The sequence below is a fragment of the Variovorax sp. UMC13 genome (assembly GCF_014170375.1).
Classification (GTDB): Bacteria; Pseudomonadota; Gammaproteobacteria; order Burkholderiales; family Burkholderiaceae_C; genus Variovorax.
The window spans coordinates 69,046-86,553 of the sequence record NZ_LZZW01000016.1; the positions used below are offsets into that span (position 1 = coordinate 69,046).

Annotated in this window: 18 protein-coding genes and 1 pseudogene; 12 read left to right on the forward strand and 7 right to left on the reverse strand. The window is 69.6% G+C overall.

Translation table 11 applies throughout. From position 1 onward, the window contains the following. Positions 1–6 precede the first annotated feature (6 nt). Positions 7–1,164, forward strand: coding sequence for an iron-containing alcohol dehydrogenase (locus A9977_RS13490; RefSeq protein WP_183025362.1), 1,158 nt, complete (start codon positions 7–9; stop codon positions 1,162–1,164). Positions 1,165–1,171: 7 nt separating this feature from the next. Here A9977_RS13490 and A9977_RS13495 read toward each other — a convergent pair whose 3' ends face one another. Beyond that, positions 1,172–1,780, reverse strand: a complete 609-nt coding sequence (locus A9977_RS13495; RefSeq protein WP_183025363.1) for a glutathione S-transferase — start codon at positions 1,778–1,780, stop codon at positions 1,172–1,174. 65 nt (positions 1,781–1,845) lie between these two features. Between A9977_RS13495 and A9977_RS13500 the strand changes: the two genes are divergently transcribed. Together A9977_RS13500 and A9977_RS13505 are read left to right on the forward strand one after the other, a co-directional pair. Next, positions 1,846–3,288, forward strand: a complete 1,443-nt coding sequence (locus tag A9977_RS13500; RefSeq protein ID WP_183025364.1) for an NAD-dependent succinate-semialdehyde dehydrogenase — start codon at positions 1,846–1,848, stop codon at positions 3,286–3,288. Continuing rightward, positions 3,266–3,715, forward strand: coding sequence for a thioesterase family protein (locus A9977_RS13505; protein ID WP_183025365.1), 450 nt, complete (start codon positions 3,266–3,268; stop codon positions 3,713–3,715). Before A9977_RS13500 ends, A9977_RS13505 begins: the two co-directional genes overlap by 23 nt. Positions 3,716–3,738: 23 nt before the next feature. Here the strand turns inward: A9977_RS13505 and A9977_RS13510 are convergent, their stop codons facing one another. Continuing rightward, positions 3,739–4,866, reverse strand: coding sequence for a glycerol dehydrogenase (locus A9977_RS13510; protein ID WP_183025366.1), 1,128 nt, complete (start codon positions 4,864–4,866; stop codon positions 3,739–3,741). A 95-nt stretch (positions 4,867–4,961) separates the two neighbouring features. Here A9977_RS13510 and A9977_RS13515 point away from each other — a divergent pair, with 95 nt between their 5' ends. From A9977_RS13515 to A9977_RS13555, 9 genes are all read left to right on the forward strand, one after another. After that, positions 4,962–5,795: a shikimate dehydrogenase gene (locus tag A9977_RS13515; protein ID WP_310936130.1), complete on the forward strand. Its 834-nt coding sequence runs from the start codon at positions 4,962–4,964 to the stop codon at positions 5,793–5,795. Between the two features lie 47 nt (positions 5,796–5,842). Further along, positions 5,843–7,105, forward strand: a complete 1,263-nt coding sequence (locus tag A9977_RS13520) for an ABC transporter substrate-binding protein (RefSeq protein ID WP_259651958.1) — start codon at positions 5,843–5,845, stop codon at positions 7,103–7,105. A gap of 112 nt (positions 7,106–7,217) precedes the next feature. Beyond that, on the forward strand, positions 7,218–8,105 hold the full coding sequence (locus A9977_RS13525; RefSeq protein WP_183025368.1) for a branched-chain amino acid ABC transporter permease: 888 nt from the start codon (positions 7,218–7,220) through the stop codon (positions 8,103–8,105). A gap of 9 nt (positions 8,106–8,114) precedes the next feature. Next, positions 8,115–9,146: a branched-chain amino acid ABC transporter permease gene (locus tag A9977_RS13530; RefSeq protein WP_183025369.1), complete on the forward strand. Its 1,032-nt coding sequence runs from the start codon at positions 8,115–8,117 to the stop codon at positions 9,144–9,146. Continuing rightward, positions 9,143–9,889, forward strand: coding sequence for an ABC transporter ATP-binding protein (locus A9977_RS13535; protein ID WP_183025370.1), 747 nt, complete (start codon positions 9,143–9,145; stop codon positions 9,887–9,889). The genes A9977_RS13530 and A9977_RS13535 overlap by 4 nt, the downstream gene beginning before the upstream one ends. Then, a complete protein-coding gene (locus A9977_RS13540; RefSeq protein ID WP_183025371.1) occupies positions 9,870–10,586 on the forward strand; it encodes an ABC transporter ATP-binding protein in 717 nt (238 codons plus the stop codon). The genes A9977_RS13535 and A9977_RS13540 overlap by 20 nt, the downstream gene beginning before the upstream one ends. 144 nt (positions 10,587–10,730) lie before the next feature. Next, positions 10,731–11,546, forward strand: coding sequence for a transketolase (locus A9977_RS13545; protein ID WP_405054687.1), 816 nt, complete (start codon positions 10,731–10,733; stop codon positions 11,544–11,546). Between the two features lie 2 nt (positions 11,547–11,548). Next, complete coding sequence (locus A9977_RS13550) at positions 11,549–12,565, forward strand: transketolase C-terminal domain-containing protein (protein WP_183025373.1); 1,017 nt, start codon at positions 11,549–11,551, stop codon at positions 12,563–12,565. 14 nt (positions 12,566–12,579) lie between these two features. Beyond that, positions 12,580–13,557 carry an NAD(P)H-quinone oxidoreductase gene (locus tag A9977_RS13555; protein WP_405054688.1) on the forward strand — a complete coding sequence of 326 codons (978 nt, stop codon included), beginning with the start codon at positions 12,580–12,582 and terminating at the stop codon, positions 13,555–13,557. Positions 13,558–13,610: 53 nt separating this feature from the next. Here the strand turns inward: A9977_RS13555 and A9977_RS13560 are convergent, their stop codons facing one another. The 5 genes and pseudogenes from A9977_RS13560 to A9977_RS13580 form a co-directional block, all read right to left on the reverse strand. Beyond that, positions 13,611–14,336: an SDR family NAD(P)-dependent oxidoreductase gene (locus tag A9977_RS13560; protein ID WP_183025375.1), complete on the reverse strand. Its 726-nt coding sequence runs from the start codon at positions 14,334–14,336 to the stop codon at positions 13,611–13,613. Positions 14,337–14,490: 154 nt separating this feature from the next. Continuing rightward, positions 14,491–15,162, reverse strand: a complete 672-nt coding sequence (locus tag A9977_RS13565) for a GntR family transcriptional regulator (RefSeq protein ID WP_183025376.1) — start codon at positions 15,160–15,162, stop codon at positions 14,491–14,493. A gap of 128 nt (positions 15,163–15,290) precedes the next feature. Then, positions 15,291–15,989, reverse strand: coding sequence for a GntR family transcriptional regulator (locus A9977_RS13570; protein WP_183025377.1), 699 nt, complete (start codon positions 15,987–15,989; stop codon positions 15,291–15,293). Between the two features lie 28 nt (positions 15,990–16,017). Next, positions 16,018–16,730 (reverse strand): annotated as a pseudogene (locus tag A9977_RS13575) (haloacid dehalogenase type II). Between the two features lie 35 nt (positions 16,731–16,765). Continuing rightward, a complete protein-coding gene (locus A9977_RS13580; protein WP_183025512.1) occupies positions 16,766–17,500 on the reverse strand; it encodes an amino acid ABC transporter ATP-binding protein in 735 nt (244 codons plus the stop codon). Positions 17,501–17,508: the final 8 nt, after the last annotated feature.

Consider the following 17,508-nt stretch of genomic DNA (forward strand, 5'->3'; position numbering starts at 1 on the left):
ATCACCATGATGAACTTCGATTTCCACAACCCCACACGCATCGTCTTCGGCCCCGGCACCATCGCGCAGCTGGACCGGCGGGTCCCCGCCAACGCACGGGTGCTGCTGCTCTACGGCGGCGCGAGCGCGCAGACGAACGGCACGCTGGACGAGGTCCGGCGCGCCCTCGGCCAACGCGACGTGCAGGAGTTCGGCGGCATCGAGCCCAACCCCACCTACGAGACCCTGATGCGCGCCGTCGCGCTGGTGCGCGCGGAGCGGCGCGACTTCCTGCTCGCGGTCGGCGGCGGATCGATCATCGACGGCAGCAAGTTCGTGGCCGCGGCCGCGGACTTCGAGGGCGACCCCTGGCAGATCCTCGAGAGCGAAGGCCGCAGCGTGCACCGTGCCCTGCCGCTGGGCTGCGTGCTGACGTTGCCCGCGACCGGCTCGGAGATGAACAACGCGGCGGTGGTGACGCGCCAGGCCACGCAGACCAAGCTGGTCTTCATGAGCCCGCACGTGTTTCCGGCCTTCTCGATCCTGGACCCGACCAAGACCTTCACGCTGCCGGCACGGCAGGTGGCGAACGGCGTGGCCGATGCGTTCACGCACGTGATGGAGCAGTACCTGACCCATCCCGCGGGCGGCCTGGTGCAGGACCGCCTGGCCGAGGGCCTGCTGCAGCTCCTGATCGAGATCGGCCCGCGCACGCTGGCCGAGCCCGAGAACGAGACGCTGCGCGCCAACCTCATGTGGTCGGCCACGTTGGCCCTCAACGGCCTGATCGGCGCAGGTGTGCCGCAGGACTGGGCCACGCACGTCGTGGGCCACGAGCTGACCGCGCTGCATGGCATCGACCACGCCCGCACGCTGGCGATCGTCCTGCCCTCGATGCTGCAGGTGCGCCGCGAGGCCAAGCGCGCCAAGCTGCTGCAGTACGCCGAACGCGTCTGGGGCCTGGCCGGCGGCACCGAGGATCAACGCATCGACCAGGCCATCGCCCATACGCGCGCCTTCTTCGAACAACTGGGCATCCCGACGCGCCTGTCGGCCTACGGCCTCGGTGCCGAGGAGATCGAGAAAGTCGTTGCCCAGCTGGCGGCGCACGGCATGACGCAACTGGGCGAGCGGCAGGACGTCACGCTGGATGTGAGCCGCGCGGTGTTGCTGGCCAGTCTTTGATGCCGCCTCAGGCGGGCTGCGTCGCCACCATCGAAGGACGCTGCCGCACCGCCTCGAACCAGGCCGCCACCTCCGAGCGGCCTTCGCGCCAGGCCAGGTCCGGGAAGCGGAAGTCCAGGTAGCCCAGCGCGCAGGCGATCGTGATGTGGCCGATGTCGAAGGCATCGTCGGCGTCCGCGACATGGGCTGACGCCGCGTCCAGCGAGGCGCTCACCTTGCGCAGCTGGCCTTCGGTCCACGCGGGCCAGCGGCAGGACTCGGGCCGCAGCGTGCCTTCATAGCGTGCGAGCAGGGCGGCCTCGAGCAGGCCGTCTCCCAGCGCCTGCGCCTGCAGCGCCCGCCAGCGCAGCGGACCCGACGCGGGAAAGACGCGCTGCCGGCCGTCGAGCGCATCGAGGTACTCGCAGATCACGGCCGAGTCGTAGAGCGCAATGCCCTCGTCGGTGAGCAGGGTCGGCACGCGGCCGCTCGGGTTGTGCGCGGCCACCGCGAGGTCGGGCCGGACAGGGCTCGCGGCGGCCGGCAGCGGCTCGATGCTGGCCGCCAGTCCGAGCTCGATCGCGGTCACCGTGACCTTGCGCACGAAGGGTGATGCGGGGGAGTGAAACAGCTTCATGGGACGACTTTGGAGTCAAAAGATATATCATGCATCATCATTCATTCAAAGGAGACATTTCCATCATGCAAGGCCTCAAGGACCCCACGCTGTTCCGTCAACAGGCACTGATCGGCGGCGCCTGGCTCGACGCCCCGGAGACCCTCACGGTGCGCAACCCCGCCACCGGGGAGACCATCGGCCAGGTGCCGCGCATGTCCGGTGCCGCCACGCGGCAGGCCATCGAGGCCGCCGAAGCCGCGCTGCCGGCCTGGGCCGCGCTGACCGCCAAGCAGCGCTCGGTGCTGCTGCGAAACTGGTTCGAACGCCTGATGGCCGCGCAGGACGACCTGGCGCTGATCCTGACCACCGAGCAGGGTAAGCCGCTGGCGGAGGCGCGCGGCGAGGTCGCCTACGGCGCGAGCTTCATCGAGTGGTTCGCCGAGGAAGCACGCCGAACCTACGGCGAGGTGATTCCTTCCGCCAACGCCGACACCCGCCTGGTCGCGCTGCGCCAGCCCATCGGCGTCTGCGCCGCCATCACGCCCTGGAACTTTCCCAACGCCATGCTGGCGCGCAAGCTGGGCCCGGCGCTGGCCGCCGGCTGCACCATGGTGGTCAAGCCCGCTTCGCAGACGCCCTTCTCCGCGCTCGCCATGGCGGTGCTGGCCGAGCAGGCGGGCATTCCGCCGGGCGTGATCAACATCGTGACCGGCAGCGCAAGCGAGATCGCGGGCGAACTCACGGCCAACCCGCGGGTGCGCAAGATCAGCTTCACCGGTTCGACCGAAGTCGGCCGCCAGCTGATGCAGCAGAGCGCGCCCACCATCAAGAAGCTGTCGCTGGAACTCGGCGGCAACGCGCCATTCATCGTCTTCGACGACGCCGACCTGGACGCGGCCGTCGAGGGCGCAATGGTCGCCAAGTTCCGCAACAACGGCCAGACCTGCGTGTGCGCGAACCGCATCCTCGTGCACGACGCGGTCTACGAGGCCTTCGCCGCCAGGCTGGTGGCGCGGGTCGCGGCGCTGCGGGTCGGCAACGGCGTCGCGGCCGGCGTGCAGGTCGGGCCGCTGATCGACGCCAAGGCGGTGCAGAAGGTCGAGGAGCACATCGCCGATGCGCTGGCCGGCGGTGCGACCCTGGCGGTCGGCGGGCGGCGGCTGGAGGGCAACTTCTTCGAGCCGGCCGTGATGACCGGCGTCACCTCCGCAATGCTCGTGGCGCGCGAGGAGACCTTCGGCCCGCTCGCGCCGCTGATCCGCTTCGCCGACGAGGACGAGGCGGTCCGGATCGCGAACGACACCGAGTTCGGGCTGGCCTCGTACATCTACACGCGCAGCCTGCGCCGGAGCTGGCGCATCGCCGAACGACTGGAGTTCGGCATGGTGGGCGTGAACACCGGCCTGATCTCGACCGCCGAGGCGCCCTTCGGCGGCATCAAGCAGTCGGGCCTGGGGCGCGAAGGCTCGCGCCACGGCATCGACGACTACATGGAACTCAAGTATGTCTGCATGGGCGTCGCCTGAGGATGCTCCGCCCCCCTGGGACTGGCACCTGCGCGTGCAGGTGCGCTGGAGCGACCTCGACGCGCTGGGCCACGTGCACCACCTGGCCTACCTGCGCTGGTGCGAGGACGTGCGCAACGAGCATGCGGTGGCCGTCGGGTTGCCCGCGCCGGGCACCGGCGCCTGCTCGCAGGTGATCCTGCGCCTCGACGTGCACTACCTTCGGCCGGCGCCGCGCGACGCCGAACTGCAGATGTGCATGCGGGTGCTGCGCCTGGGCCGCACCAGCGCCGAGGTGCTCTGCCGGCTAGAGGGCCCGGCGCAGGCGCTGTTCGAGGCCCGCGTGACGACGGTGCTGTGCGACGACCGCACGCACCGCCCGGTGCCCTGGCCCGACGCGGTGCGGCAGCGCATCACCGCCGACGGCCGCACCGAAGCACCAGGGTGAACGGCCGCCCGCCCGCGCGCGCCTCAGGCCGCCACCGCCCGCTCCGCCTCGATGCCGTGGATTGCGGCGGCGATCTGCGCCGCGTCGAGCGGACGCTGGAAATTGCGCACATGCGGCGCGGTCATGGTGAGTTCGGCGATCTGCTGGATCTCGGCCGCGGTCGGCGCGCTCACGCCGAGGTCGCCCAGCGACGTCGGCAGCCCGATGCCGCGGTAGAAGTCCACCAGTTCCTGCACGAAGGCCGTGTCGCGCTCCTCCAGCACCAGCTGGACCAACAGGCCGTAAGCCACCTGCAGACCGTGCAGCGCATCGCGCGCGCCGCGCACGGCGGTCAGGCCGCGCGTCATCGCATGGGCGATCGACAGGCCGCCGTTCTCGAAGCACATGCCCGACAGCAGCACCGCCGCCTCCACGCAGTTCTCCAGCGCGGCATTGGGCTGCTGGCGCTCGACCGCACGCAGCGCAGCGGGTGCGTGCGCACGCAGCATGTCGTAGCACAACGCCGCCAGCGCGATCGCGGCCAGCGTGCCGGCGCCGCCGTAGATGTTGGCGCCGCCCGCGCGCTGGCATTGGGCCACCTCGAAGGTCTTCGAGATCGCGTCGCCGATGCCGGCCAGCAGCAGGCGCGCCGGCGCGCGTGCGATCAGTTCGGTGTCGACGATCACGGCACTGGGGTTGCGGTCCATGTGCTCGACCGCGAGCAGGCGGTGCGATTCGTCGTAGACCACGTAGATCTTGCTGGTCGGCGCATCGTTGGAGGCCACCGTCGGCACGCTGATCACTTCGGCGCCCAGCGCGTGGGCCACGGCCTTGCCGATGTCGATGCCCTTGCCGCCGCCCGCGGCGATGACGGCGGTGGGCGCGAGCGCGCGGACCTGGGCGCACAGCCGTTCGATTTCCGGCGGCGTCACCTCGCCCGAGAACAGCGCGACCTCCAGCCGCACGCCGGCGGCCGCGCAGGCGGCGCGCACCTTGGGTTCCACCAGTTGCAGCACCACGCGATCCGCCACCAGCAGGGCGATCGTTCCGGTCAGCGCGGCCTGCGCGCCCACGGCGTCGAGCGCGCCGGGTCCCTGGATGTAGCGCAGTGGCGCACCGAACACGCGCGGACGCGGAGCACCGGCAGAAGCGGCGGCGGGGGATGGGGTCATCGAGTTGTCTCCTGAAGTAACGAGGGCCTGGGTAAACCCCAGATATGGCGCATGACGCAGGATATATCATACATCTCAACACTCGAAAGACATCCGTGCAAGCCCCCGTCCCTCTTTCCTCCGCTGCCCATCCGACCATCGATGGCCACACCCGCCTGGTGCCGCTGCTGGCCTATCCCTCGGAGCATGTGCGCACGCCGGCGCTGTTCAACAGCTACTGCGCGGCCCGCGGCCTCAACGCGGTGATGTTCGCGCTCAAGGTACCGCCCGCGCACCTGCAGTCGACCTGGCAGAGCCTTCGGCACATCGAGAACCTCGCCGGTGTGGTGGTCACCATCCCGCACAAGGCGCCGGTTGCCACGCTGGTGGATTCGCTGGAAGGCGCGGCGCTCCACATGGGCGTGTGCAACGTCGCGCGGCGTGGCGCCGACGGTCGCTTCGTCGGCCGCATGTACGACGGCATCGGCTTCGTCGCCGGCCTCGTCTCGCAGGGCATCGACATCCGCGGACGGCGCGCGGCCCTGTTCGGCGCCGGCGGGGCCGGCACCGCGATCGCGCACGCGCTGTGCCACCAGGGCCTGGCCCACCTGCACCTGATCAACCGGACCCCCGCGAAGGCCGAGGCGCTGGCGCGCGAGCTGGCGGCGCTCTATCCGGAGGTCACGGTGCACGCCACGCTCGCCGACCCCTCGGCGCTCGACCTCGCAATCAACGGCACCGCCCTGGGCCTGCACCCGGGCGACGCCCTGCCCTTCGACCCGGCCACGCTCGGCCCGGCGACCGTGGTCGCCGAGGTCGTGATGCAACCCGACACCACCGCGCTGCTGCAGCGCGCATCGGACCTGGGACTGCGCGTGCACCGCGGCGTCCACATGGTCCAGACCCAGGTCCAGCTGCTGGCCGAGTTCGTCCTCGGGCCGCGGGGCTGAGTCCCGTTCGCTTCCACCCCATTCCCCCATCCACCAGGAGACACTCCATGCAATCTACGAAACCGGGCGCGTTCCGCGCACTGGCCATGGCGGCGACCGCCATGGCCCTGGGCGGCCTCTGCGCCCTCGCCTCGGCCCAGGCCAAGGACGTGAAGATCGGCTTCGTGCTGCCGCTGTCCGGCGGCGCGGCCACCATCGGCAACCAGACCAAGGTCGGCGCCGAAGTCGCGGTCGCGCAGATCAACGCGGCCGGCGGCATCAAGTCCATGGGCGGCGCGAAGCTGGTGCCCCTCTTCGCCGACAGCCAGTCCAAGCCCGACGTCGGGGTGGCCGAGACCGAGCGCCTGATCACGCGCGAGAACGTCGCGATGGTGGTGGGTGCCTACAACAGCGGCGTGACCTTCCCCGCGACCGAGCTCGCCGAGCGCTACAAGACGCCCTGGCTGGTCACGGGCGCGGTCAAGGACGAGATCACCGAGCGCAACTTCAAGTACGTGTTCCGGCCGAACAACAAGGCCACCTACGACGCCCGCGAGCAGCTCGACGCCATCGACATGCTCAAGAAGGAAACCGGCAAGGGACCGAAGACCATCGGCCTGTTCTACGAGGGCACCGACTGGGGCCGCTCGCATTCGGCCAACGTCAAGAAGCTGGCCAAGGAACGCGGCTACCAGATCTCGCTCGACGAGTCCTATCCGCCCAACCAGTCGGACTTCTCGGCCCAGCTGCTGAAGATCCGCGCCACCAAGCCCGAGGCGCTGATCGTGGTGGCCTACACGCCCGACCACATCCTGTTCACGCGCCAGTTCAACGAGGCCGGCGTCTACGTGCCCTACGGCGTGCATTCGGTCGGCGGCGGTTCGGAGGACCCGAACTTCTACAAGGCCGTGTCGCCCAAGACGGTGGAGAACATGTTCGTGCAGGAGGACTTCCAGATCGACATCATGCGGGCCACCAAGGACGCCGCGTCGATCGACGCCGACAAGCGCTTCACGGCCGCGATCGGCTACAGCATCAACGCCTATGGCGGCCAGGGCGTGTCGAACGTCTACATCGTCAAGGACGCGCTCGAGCGCGCCGGCACCGCGGACCGCGAGAAGCTGCGTGCCGCGCTGGCCGCGACCGACATCACCAGCGGCCCGGCGCTGATCACCGGCTACGAGCGCATCAAGTTCGACGAGAACGGCCAGAACACCTTCGCCCACGGCGTGATCTCGCAGAACCATGGCGGCGAGCGCCGCACCGTCTGGCCCGCCGCGAACCGGCTGGCCGGCGTGACCCCGGTCTGGCCGCTGCCCGAACGTCGCTGAGTCCCGCGCGAACCGACGCGCCTGTTCGTCCGCTCGGCCCGGTGCCGGGCGGCTTCGCGTTTCGCACCCCCTCGCTCTCCGGGCCACGGCCCGGCGGGCTTCGAAAGCCTTTATGGATCCCCTGATTCTTCTCTACGCCGTCGTCAACGGCCTGCTGCTGGGCGGCATCTACGGTGGCATCGCGCTCGGGCTCAGCCTGATCTTCGGCGTGCTGCGCGTGATCAACTTCGCGCACGGCTCCTTCCTCATGGTCGCCATGTACGCGAGCTGGGGCCTCTGGGCCGCGTTCGGCTGGCATCCCTATGCCTCGGTCGTGGTCACCGTGCCCTTCCTCTACCTGCTGGGCTACTTCACGCAGTCCGTGGTGATCGCCCCGCTGATCCGGCGCGAGTCCACGCTGGTGGTCGAGCCGCTCGGCGCGCTGCTGCTGACCACCGGCCTCTACCTGGTGCTCGACAACCTGGTGCTGATGGGCTTCGGCCCGGACGTGCGCTCGGCCAACGTCGAGTTCGCCAGCGGTTCGCTGCTGGTCGCCGGCCTGCCGGTCAACATCCCGCGGCTGATCGGCTGCGCTGCCGGCGTGCTGGTGGCGGCGGCGCTGTGGTGGGCCTTGCGCCACACCGACAGCGGCCGCGCGATCCGCGCCACCGCGCAGAACCGCGAGGCGGCCGCGCTGAGCGGCGTCGACATCCAGCGCGTCTACAACCACACCTTCGGCATCGGCGCCGCGATCCTGGGACTGTTCGGCGCACTGCTCACGCCCTTCCTGTCGATCACGCCCACCGTCGGCCAGATGTTCGGCGTCAAGTCCTTCCTGGTCGTGGTGCTGGGCGGCATCGGCTCGATCCCGGGCTCGATCCTCGGCGGACTGCTGCTCGGCGTGTTCGAGTCGGTGGCCTCGCAATACGTGACCGCGACCTCGGCCGCCATCTTCTCGTTCGGCCTGTTCATCGCCGTGCTGCTGTTCAGGCCCAACGGCCTGCTCGGCCGCAAGATCTGAAGGAATCCCATGTCTACTTCCCGCCGCTCCATCAATGCGGTCCTGGGCCTGCCCCTGCTGGCGATCGCGCTGGTGCTGCCCTTCTTCGTGCAGGAGGCCTACCTGCTGCACTCGCTGACCATGATCCTGTACTTCGCCTACATGGCGTCGGCCTGGAACTTCGTCTGCGGTTACGTCGGCCAGCTCTCGCTGGGCCATGCCGTCTTCGCCGGCCTGGCCGGCTACGCAACCGTGCTGCTCTACACCCAGCTCGGCTGGTCGCCCTGGTTCGGCATGCTGGCCGGAGGGCTGCTCGCGGCCATCCTGGCCGTGATCCTCGGCTACCCGAACTTCAAGCTGCGCGGCCCCTACTTCACGCTCACCACCATCGCCTTCGCGGAGATCGTGCGCATCTGGCTGGAGAACACCGACGAGTTCATGGGCATCCCGCTCAAGGGCGCGCAGGGCCTGGTGGTGCCACCCAGCGACCTCGGCTGGCAGGTGTTCCAGTTCGAGGGCAAGGTGCCCTACTACTACATCGCGCTGGCGATGCTGGTGGTCATGCTGCTGGCCACCATCGTGCTCGAGCGCTCGCGCCTGGGCTACTACCTCAAGGCGGTGCGCGGCGATCCCAACGGCGCGGCCGCGCTGGGCGTCAACGGCACCCGCTGCTCGCTGACCGCGCTGGCGATCAGCGCCTTCATGACCGGCCTGGGCGGCGCGTTCTACGCGCAGTTCTTCCGCTACATCAATCCCGAGCGCAACCTGGGCATGGAGTTCTCGATCGACACCGCGCTGATGGCCATCGTCGGCGGCCAGGGCACCGTGCTCGGGCCGGTGCTGGGCGCGCTGCTGCTGCATCCGATCGCGGAGATCACCCGCGCCTGGTTCGGCGGCCGCTTTCCCGGCCTGCACCTGGTGATCTACGGCGCCATCCTGATGGTGGCGGTGCTCTATTTCCCCAAGGGCGTGATCGCGCCGCTGCAGCAATGGCTCACGCGCCGCGGCCTGCGCAAGCCCGATCCGGCCCCCGCCATCGACGTCCAGGAGGTGCGCCCATGAGCGCCATCGGCAACGCCATGCTCGAGGTCCAGGGCCTGCAGAAGCGCTTCGGCGGGGTGCACGCGGTGCGCGACGTCTCGTTCAGCCTGCGGCAGGGCGAGATCCTCGGCCTGCTGGGCCCCAACGGCGCCGGCAAGACCACGGCCTTCAACCTGATCGCGGGTTTCCACCCGCTGGACGAAGGCCAGGTGCGCTTCGAGGGCCGCAACATCGCCGGCATGAACCCCAACCAGATCTGCCATGCGGGCATCGCCCGCACCTTCCAGATCTCGCGGCCCTTCGGCGGCCTGACGGCGCTGGAGAACGTGATGGTGGGAGCCTTCGCGCGCCACCCCACGCGCTCGAAGGCGCGCGCCGAGGCCGAGCGCATGCTCGATTTCCTCGGCATGTCCGCCCGGGCCGACCACGACGCGGGCGACCTCACGGCCTTCGACAAGCGCAAGCTCGAACTGGGCCGCGCGCTGGCCACCGGGCCGCGCCTGCTGCTGATGGACGAGGTCGTGGCTGGCGCCACGCCGAGCGAGGCCGGCGAGATGGTGCGGCTGGTTCACAAGGTGCGCGACCAGGGCATCTCGGTGCTGATCGTCGAACACGTGATGAAGGTGATCATGGGTCTGTCCGACCGCGTGATCGTGATGGACCAGGGCACGCTGATCGCGGACGGCAAGCCCGCCGACGTGGTCAACGATCCGCGCGTGCTCACCGCTTACTTTGGAGAAGGCTATGCCGGCAACGATATTTAGCGCCCGGAACGTCTGGTCCGGCTACGGCGAGCAGCAGGTGCTGCGCGGCGTCGACCTGGAACTCGCGCCCGGCAGCATCACCGCGCTGATCGGCGCCAACGGGGCCGGCAAGACCACCTTCCTGCGCACCGTGTCGGGGCTGCTGCGCGCCACGCGCGGCGAGATCCAGCTCGCGGGCGAATCGCTGGTCGGGCGCAAGCCGCACGACATCGTGACCCAGGGCTTCGTCCAGTCGCCCGAGGGCAAGCAGCTGTTCACCGAGATGTCGGTGCTGGAGAACCTGCTCGTGGGCGCCAGCAGCGCGCACGCCAAGGCGGTGCGCCAGCGCACGCTGGAGGAAGTGTTCGAGCTGTTCCCGATCCTCGCCGAGCGGCGCGGCCAGCTGGCCGGCACCATGTCGGGCGGCCAGCAGCAGATGGTGGCGGTGGGCCGCGCGCTGATGGCGCTGCCCAAGGTGCTGGCACTCGACGAGCCCTCGCTGGGCCTGGCGCCGATCATGGTGCAGCGGCTGTTCGACAGCATCGTGCGCATCCGCGACCGCGGCCTGGCGGTGCTGGTGATCGAGCAGAACGTGCAGATGGTGCTGAAGATCGCGGACCGCGGCTACGTGCTCGAGAACGGCGCCGTCGCGCTCACCGGCACCGGCGCGGAACTGCTGCACAACCCGCACCTGCGCGCCAGCTATCTGGGGCTCTGAGCGGGGACGAAAAGAAGGCGCCCGCCTTTGCCCCAAAAGAAGATATATCATATATTTAAGTCCAAAAAAGGAAGACCCATGACCCCAACCCCCTCCACCGCCGCGCCGAGCGCGGACTTCACGCCCTCCCCCGAGCAGATCGCGCTGCTGCGGGAGAAGGCCCGCTTCGTGCGCCTCGAGACCATCCGCCTGATCGAGATCGCGAAGGTCGGGCACTACAGCTCGGTGTTCTCTTGCGCCGAAATCTTCTCTTCGCTCTACTACGACGTGATGCAGCTGCGCGAGGGTGAGCCGCAATGGGCCGACCGCGACCGCTTCCTGATGGGCAAGGGCCACGCGGCCGTCGGCCTGTTCCCGATCCTGGCGGAGAAGGGCTTCATCCCGAAGGCCTCGCTGGACGACTACACCCGCCTGGGCAGCCCGCTGGGCGACCACCCCGACATGACCAAGGTGCCGGGCATCGATTTCAGCTCGGGTTCGATCGGCCATGCGATGTCGGCCGGTGCCGGCATGGCGCTGGGCGGCCGCATGCAGGGCAAGGACTTCGCGGTGTTCGCGATGGTGGGCGACGGCGAGATGCAGGAGGGCCAGGTCTGGGAGGCGGCCCTGTTCGCCGCGCACCACAAGCTGTCGCGCCTGATCGGCATCGTGGACCGCAACGGCTACCAGCTCGACGGCAAGGTGGACGACGTGATCGGCGTCGAGTCGCTGGCCGAGAAGTGGCGCGCCTTCGGCTGGGAGACGCACGAGGTCGACGGCCACGACCTGGGCGCGCTCACCGCCCTGCTGCGCCGCCTGCGCGCCGACACGACGCGCGACCGCCCCGCCTGCGTGATCGCCAAGACCATCAAGGGCCGCGGCGTCTCCTACATGGAGACCGAGCCGGGCTGGCACCTGGGCTACCTCGCCCCCGCCGACGCAGAGGCCGCCGTGGCCGAGATCATGAACAAGGACATCTGAAAATGAGCAAGCTTCTCAGCACCGAATCCTGGCAATACCGCGCCCTCAACGCCATCACGCCGGGCCTCAACTACTTCTCCGACGCGCTCATCGAACTGGCCGAGCAAGGCCATCCGGTGGTGGCCGGCTCGGCCGACCTGCAGTACTCGAACGGCCTCAACAAGTTCGCCACCCGCTTCCCCGAGCGCTTCACGCAGTTCGGCATCTCGGAACAGAACATGGTGACGGCCGCCGCCGGGCTCGCGACCACAGGCTACATGCCCTTCGTCGCGACCTTCGCGTCCTTCCTGGGCCTGCTGTGCTGCGAGCAGATCCGCATGGACGTGGCCTACAGCAAGCTACCGGTGCGCCTGATCGGCCACCACACCGGCATCTCGCTGGGCTTCTACGGCACCTCGCACCACGCGACCGAGGACATCTCGACCACGCGCGCGATCGCGGGCCTGACGGTGATCTCGCCCGCGGACGGCCCGCAGTTCGCGGCCGCCATCAAGGCCTCGGTGCACTGGCCCGAGCCGATCTACTTCCGCATCGGCCGCGGCCGCGAGCCCGAAGTCTACGAAAAGGGCACGCCCTTCGTCATCGGCAAGGCCATCGAGCACGGCCAGGGCACGGACCTCACACTGATCGCCTGCGGCATGGCCGTCAAGGGTGCGCTCGACGCGGCCCAGGCGCTGCGCGCCGCGGGCCATTCGGTCGGCGTGCTGGACATGGCGACGATCAAGCCGCTGGACCGCGAGGCCGTGCTGAAGGCCGCGGCCCGCTCGAAGCTGCTGGTGACCGTCGAGGAGCACAACGTGCTGGGCGGCCTCGGCGCCGCGGTTGCCGAGGTGCTGGCCGACGAGGGCACGGGCGCGCGCCTGGTGCGCCACGGCATCCACGACGAGTACAGCCTGATCGCGCCGCCCACGCACCTCTATGCGCACTACCGGCTCGACGGCCCGGGCATCGAGGCCGTGGCGCGCGCGGCGCTGGCCGGCGGCACCACCGACTCGGTGCGCAGCGGAGCCGCGGCATGAGCACGCTGTCGCTGATGGACTACGTCGACCACGGCGCGGGCGGCGGTCCGGAGGTGCTGAAGATCGCCAGCGGCCCGCGGCCCGTGCCCGCGCCGGGCGAGGTGCTGATCCGCGTCGCGTACGCGGGCGTCAACCGCCCCGAGGCGCTGCAGCGCGCCGGCCTCTATGCGCCGCCGCCCGGCGCTTCGCAGATCCTCGGCCTCGAGGTGTCGGGCGAGGTGGTCGCGCTGGGCGAAGGCGTGGAGCGCTGGAAGGTCGGCGACGCGGTCTGCGCGCTGACCAACGGCGGCGGCTATGCGCAGTACGTGGTCGCGCCGCAGGGGCAGGTGCTGCCCGTGCCGCAGGGCCTGTCGCTGCTGCAGGCCGCGGCGCTGCCGGAGAACTACTTCACCGTCTGGACCAACCTGTTCCAGCGCGCCGGCCTGCGCGCCGGCGAGAGCGTGCTGGTCCACGGCGGCTCCTCGGGCATCGGGCTCACGGCCATCCAGTTGGCCAGGGCCTTCGGCGCCACGGTGCTGAGCACCGCGGGCAGCGCGGCCAAGGCAGCGGCCTGCCGCGACGCCGGCGCCAGCTTCGCGATCAACTACCGCGAGCAGGACTTCGTCGCCGTCGCGCTCGAGGCCACGGGCGGCCAGGGCGTGAACGTGGTGCTGGACATGGTCGGCGGCCGCTACATCGCGCGCAACCTCCAGGCGCTGGCGGTCGAGGGCCGGCTGGTCCAGATCTCCTTCCTCGAGGCTTCGAAGGTCGAGCTCGACTGGACCCCGCTGATGGTCAAGCGCCTGCACTTCACCGGCTCCACGCTGCGGCCGCGCAGCCTGGCGGACAAGGCGCGCATCGCCGACGAGCTGCAGGAGCGGGTCTGGCCCCTGCTGAGCAGCCAGCAGATCGCGCCCGTGGTGCACCGCGTGTTCCCGATCGCCCGGGCGGCCGAGGCCCACGCGCTGATGGAGTCCTCGGAGCACATCGGGAAGATCCTGCTCGAGGTCTGAGGCCCGAAGAAGGCCGAGGCGGCGCATGCGCGCCGGCCTCGGCCTTTTTTTCGTCAACCGATGTGGAAGCCGCCGTCGACCGGCAGCAGCGCGCCGGTCACATAGCGAGACGCCGCGGTGCTGAGGAAGCCCACCACGTCGGCCACCTCTTCGGCAGCGCCCCAGCGCTTGGCGGGGATGCGTGCGAGGATGCCCGGCGCGCGGTCGGGGTTGTGGATGGCGCCGCTGGCCAGCCGGGTGTCGATCCAGCCAGGCGCCACCGCGTTCACGCGGATGCCGAGCTCGGCGAAGGCCATCGCATGCGAGCGCGTGAGCGCCACCACCGCGCCCTTGCTGGCCGCGTACGAGGGGTTGTTGCGCGAGCCGAACCAGCTGAACATCGAGGCGAAGTTCACCACCGCGCCCTGGCGCTTCGCCAGCGCGTCCTTGCAGGCCATGGTCATGAGCTGGGTGCCCACGAGGTTCACTTCCAGCACCTGGCGGAAGCCTTCGGGCTCCCATTCACGCCCTTCGTGCCGGATCAGGCCGGCCGCGTTGACCAGCGCGTCGATGCCGTCCAGGCCCTGCACCGCCTGCTTCACGGCGGCCTCGTCGGTCACGTCGAGCTTCGAGAACGCGACGCCCGGGGCGTCGGTGTCCTCGCGGTCCATGCCCAGCGCGATCACGCGCCATCCCATGCCGGCGAAATGGCGGGCGCACGCCAGGCCGATGCCCGTGCCGCCGCCCGTCACGACAGCCAGCCGGGGCGCCTCGGTCGCGGGGCGTTGCGATGTATTCATGCTTATCTCCTGTGGGTAGGCGGGCCGCCGACGTGACGGCGCGCAAGGGCGCGTCGTCGAGCGACGCCCTCAGGATGCATGATATATCTTCAATTCGACCGACGGAAGCCCGTCGCGGCGAAACACGCCCGCACGAGGGTGCGGGCGGCCGCGTTCAGCTGGCGTTCTGTTTTTCGAGCCAGGCGATGATCACGTCGCTCCAGCGGATGTCGGCCTGGATGGCGATGCGCGCCGCCTCGGGGTCGCGCTTGCGCAGCGCGCGCAGCACCTGGTAGTGCTTGTGGTTGCGGCTGCTGATCTCGCGCCGCGGGATCTCGGTGTGGAAGGTGCGCAGCAGCGGACCCATCATGACCCAGAAGTTCTCGACGGTCGCGGTGACCAGCGGCATCTGCGCGGCCCGCAGCAGGCCGAAATGGAAGTCGGTGTTGAGCTTGGAGGCCAGCGCCGCATCGGTCGAGGCCGCGACCACGAAGGCGTCCTGGATCTTGCTCAGCCGGTCCAGCTCCTCGGCCGTCATCAGCATGCAGGCCCGCTCCGCCGCGGCGCCTTCGAGCGCCATGCGCATCAGCTGGATCTGGCGCAGGTCATCGGGGCCCAGCGTGGGCACGTGGATCGCGGTGGCGGCGCGCATCTCCAGCGCGCGTTCGCTCACCAGCTTGAAGATCGCCTCGCGCACCGGCGTGATGCTGGTGCCGAGCTGGGTCGACAGGTCCTTGATGCGCAGTCGCTCGCCGGGCGAGAACTCGCCGTCCATCAGCGCGGTGCGGATGCGGCCATAGACACGGGAGGAAAGGTTTTCGCTGGAGAGCTGGGGCAGGACGGACACGGATGGAACCTCACGCCCCCTCCGGGGGGCAACGGAACATCATATATCCCACACCCGTTCGCGCCGTCGAATTGGCGACACCCCAGGGTGTTCTCCGGCACGCCCCGTGCAGGAACGACCGGGTCAGGTCAGCCCGGCACCGTCCCGTCGGCCGGCGCGGCCTGCCGCAGCCAGGCCGCAAAGCGCTCGCCTTCCTGCTCGTTGTGCCGCCAGGCCTCGCGCGCGGCCTTCTCGCCGTCGCCGGCCAGCAGCGCATCGGCCAGCGGGCGGTGCTGCTCGATGATGTCGAGCGGGCCGTCGGCCACCTGGGTGTTGCAGGTGATGATGTAGAGGCGCACCTGCTGCTCGACCAGCTGGTACTGGCGCTGCAGGCGCGTGTGCCGCGCGCCGTCGATGATCGCGCGGTGCAGCGCGATGTCCTGCTCGCTGATCTTGCGCATGTCGCCCTCGGCGCAGGCGGCCAGCAGGTGGGCGTAGGCGCGCGCGATGCTGTCGCGCACGGTGGGCTCCTCGCTCTCCGCGGCCAGCTTGGCGGCCAGGCTCTCGAGGCTGCCGCGCAGGGTCCAGAGCTCCCACACGTCGTTCGCCGTGAGTTCGGCCACCTGCCATCCGGTGTAGGGGATCTGCACCAGGATGCCTTCGCTCGCGAGCCGGTGCAGGCCGGTGCGCAGCGTGGCGCGCGCGACACCCATCTGTTCGGCCAGCGCGATTTCCGTCAGGCGCGCGCCGGGTGCGACCGCGCCCGAGAGGATGTAGTTGCGCAGGCTGTCGGTGGCCTGGTTTTCGGCCGACTGTTTGGCGACCGGCCGGAGTGTGCTGAGCGTCATGGGGCCTTCGAAGCCAGGAAAGAGGAACTCACCATCCCAGCTGCTTGAACAGCACTGGCACTCGGTCCAGCTTGGGCAGGATGGCGTCGGGAGTATAGTCATCGAGCGGTCTGCGGGCCGTGTCCCGGTCGATCCACACGCACCTGAAACCGATGTCGCGCGCGGCGCACAGATCGAGGTGCGGGCTGGCGCAGATGTGCAGCGCCTCCTCCTTGCGAATGCCCAGTTGCGCATGCGCGTGTTCGAAGATCTGGCGGCTGGGCTTGTAGGCCTGGGCCTGTTCGGCGCTGATCACGCGGTCGATCGCACCGCCCAGCTGCGCCACGTTGCCGCGATGATGTCGTCGTCGGTGTTGGAGACGATGCACAGCTTGAAGCCCATATTCTTCAATTGCCGCAGCGCCGGCACGACCTCGGGAAACGGCGGCATCGCCGAGATGCTGCGGGTCAGCACCTCGATGTCGGCCGCGCTGTAGGGCAGGCCCAGCTCCTCCATCGCCAGCGCCAGCGCCATGCCGGCCACTTCGCGGAAGGACCGGTGTGGGCGCTCCTCTTCCAGCCGGTGCTCGTGGCGGTCGAACACCGAGATGAGCTCGGCCGTCGACACGGCGTGCCCGCCGGCCTTGGTCGAGAGGATGCGCTGCACGGCGGCGACCAGGCCCTCGTCCCACTGGATCAGGGTGCCGTAGCAATCGAAGGTGAGCCACTGGGGGCGTTCACCGAAATTCTGCAGATGGTTCATGTGCTTGTCCTTGTGTGGTGGATGGAATCGGTGGCTCAGTGCGGGAGGACCTTGGCCAGGAAATCACGCGCTCTCGGCCCCAGCTTCTCGGGGGCGCCGAAGAAGCGGTCGGTCGGGCAGTCTTCCAGGATCCGGCCCTGGTCCATGAAGACCACGCGGCTGCTGACCTTGCGCGCGAAGCCCATCTCGTGCGTCACGCAGACCATGGTCATGCCTTCCTTCGCCAGGTCGATCATGACCTCGAGCACCTCGCCGACCATCTCGGGGTCGAGCGCGGAGGTGGGCTCGTCGAACAGCATGACCTTGGGGTTCATGGCCAGTGCCCGCGCGATCGCCACGCGCTGCTGCTGGCCGCCCGAGAGCTGGCCTGGATACTTGTGGGCGAACTTCAGCATGCCCACGCGCTCGAGCAGGCCGCGGGCGCTGCGGGCCGCGTCGTCCGGCTGGCGCTGCAGCACCTTGACCTGGGCGATGGTCAGGTTCTCGAGCACGCTGAGATGGGGAAAGAGCTCGAAATGCTGGAACACCATGCCGACCTCGGCCCGCACCGCCGCGAGGTTCTTCGGCGCGCCGTGCAGCGGCTTGCCGCCGACGAAGATCTGGCCGCGCTGGATGGCCTCGAGCCCGTTGAAGGTCTTGATCAAGGTGGACTTTCCCGAGCCCGAGGGCCCGCAGACCACCACCACCTCGCCGAGCTGCACCTGCAGGCTGCAGTCGCCCAGCACCTGGAATTCGCCGTACCACTTGGAGACGGCCCTGGCGTCGATCATCGATGTTG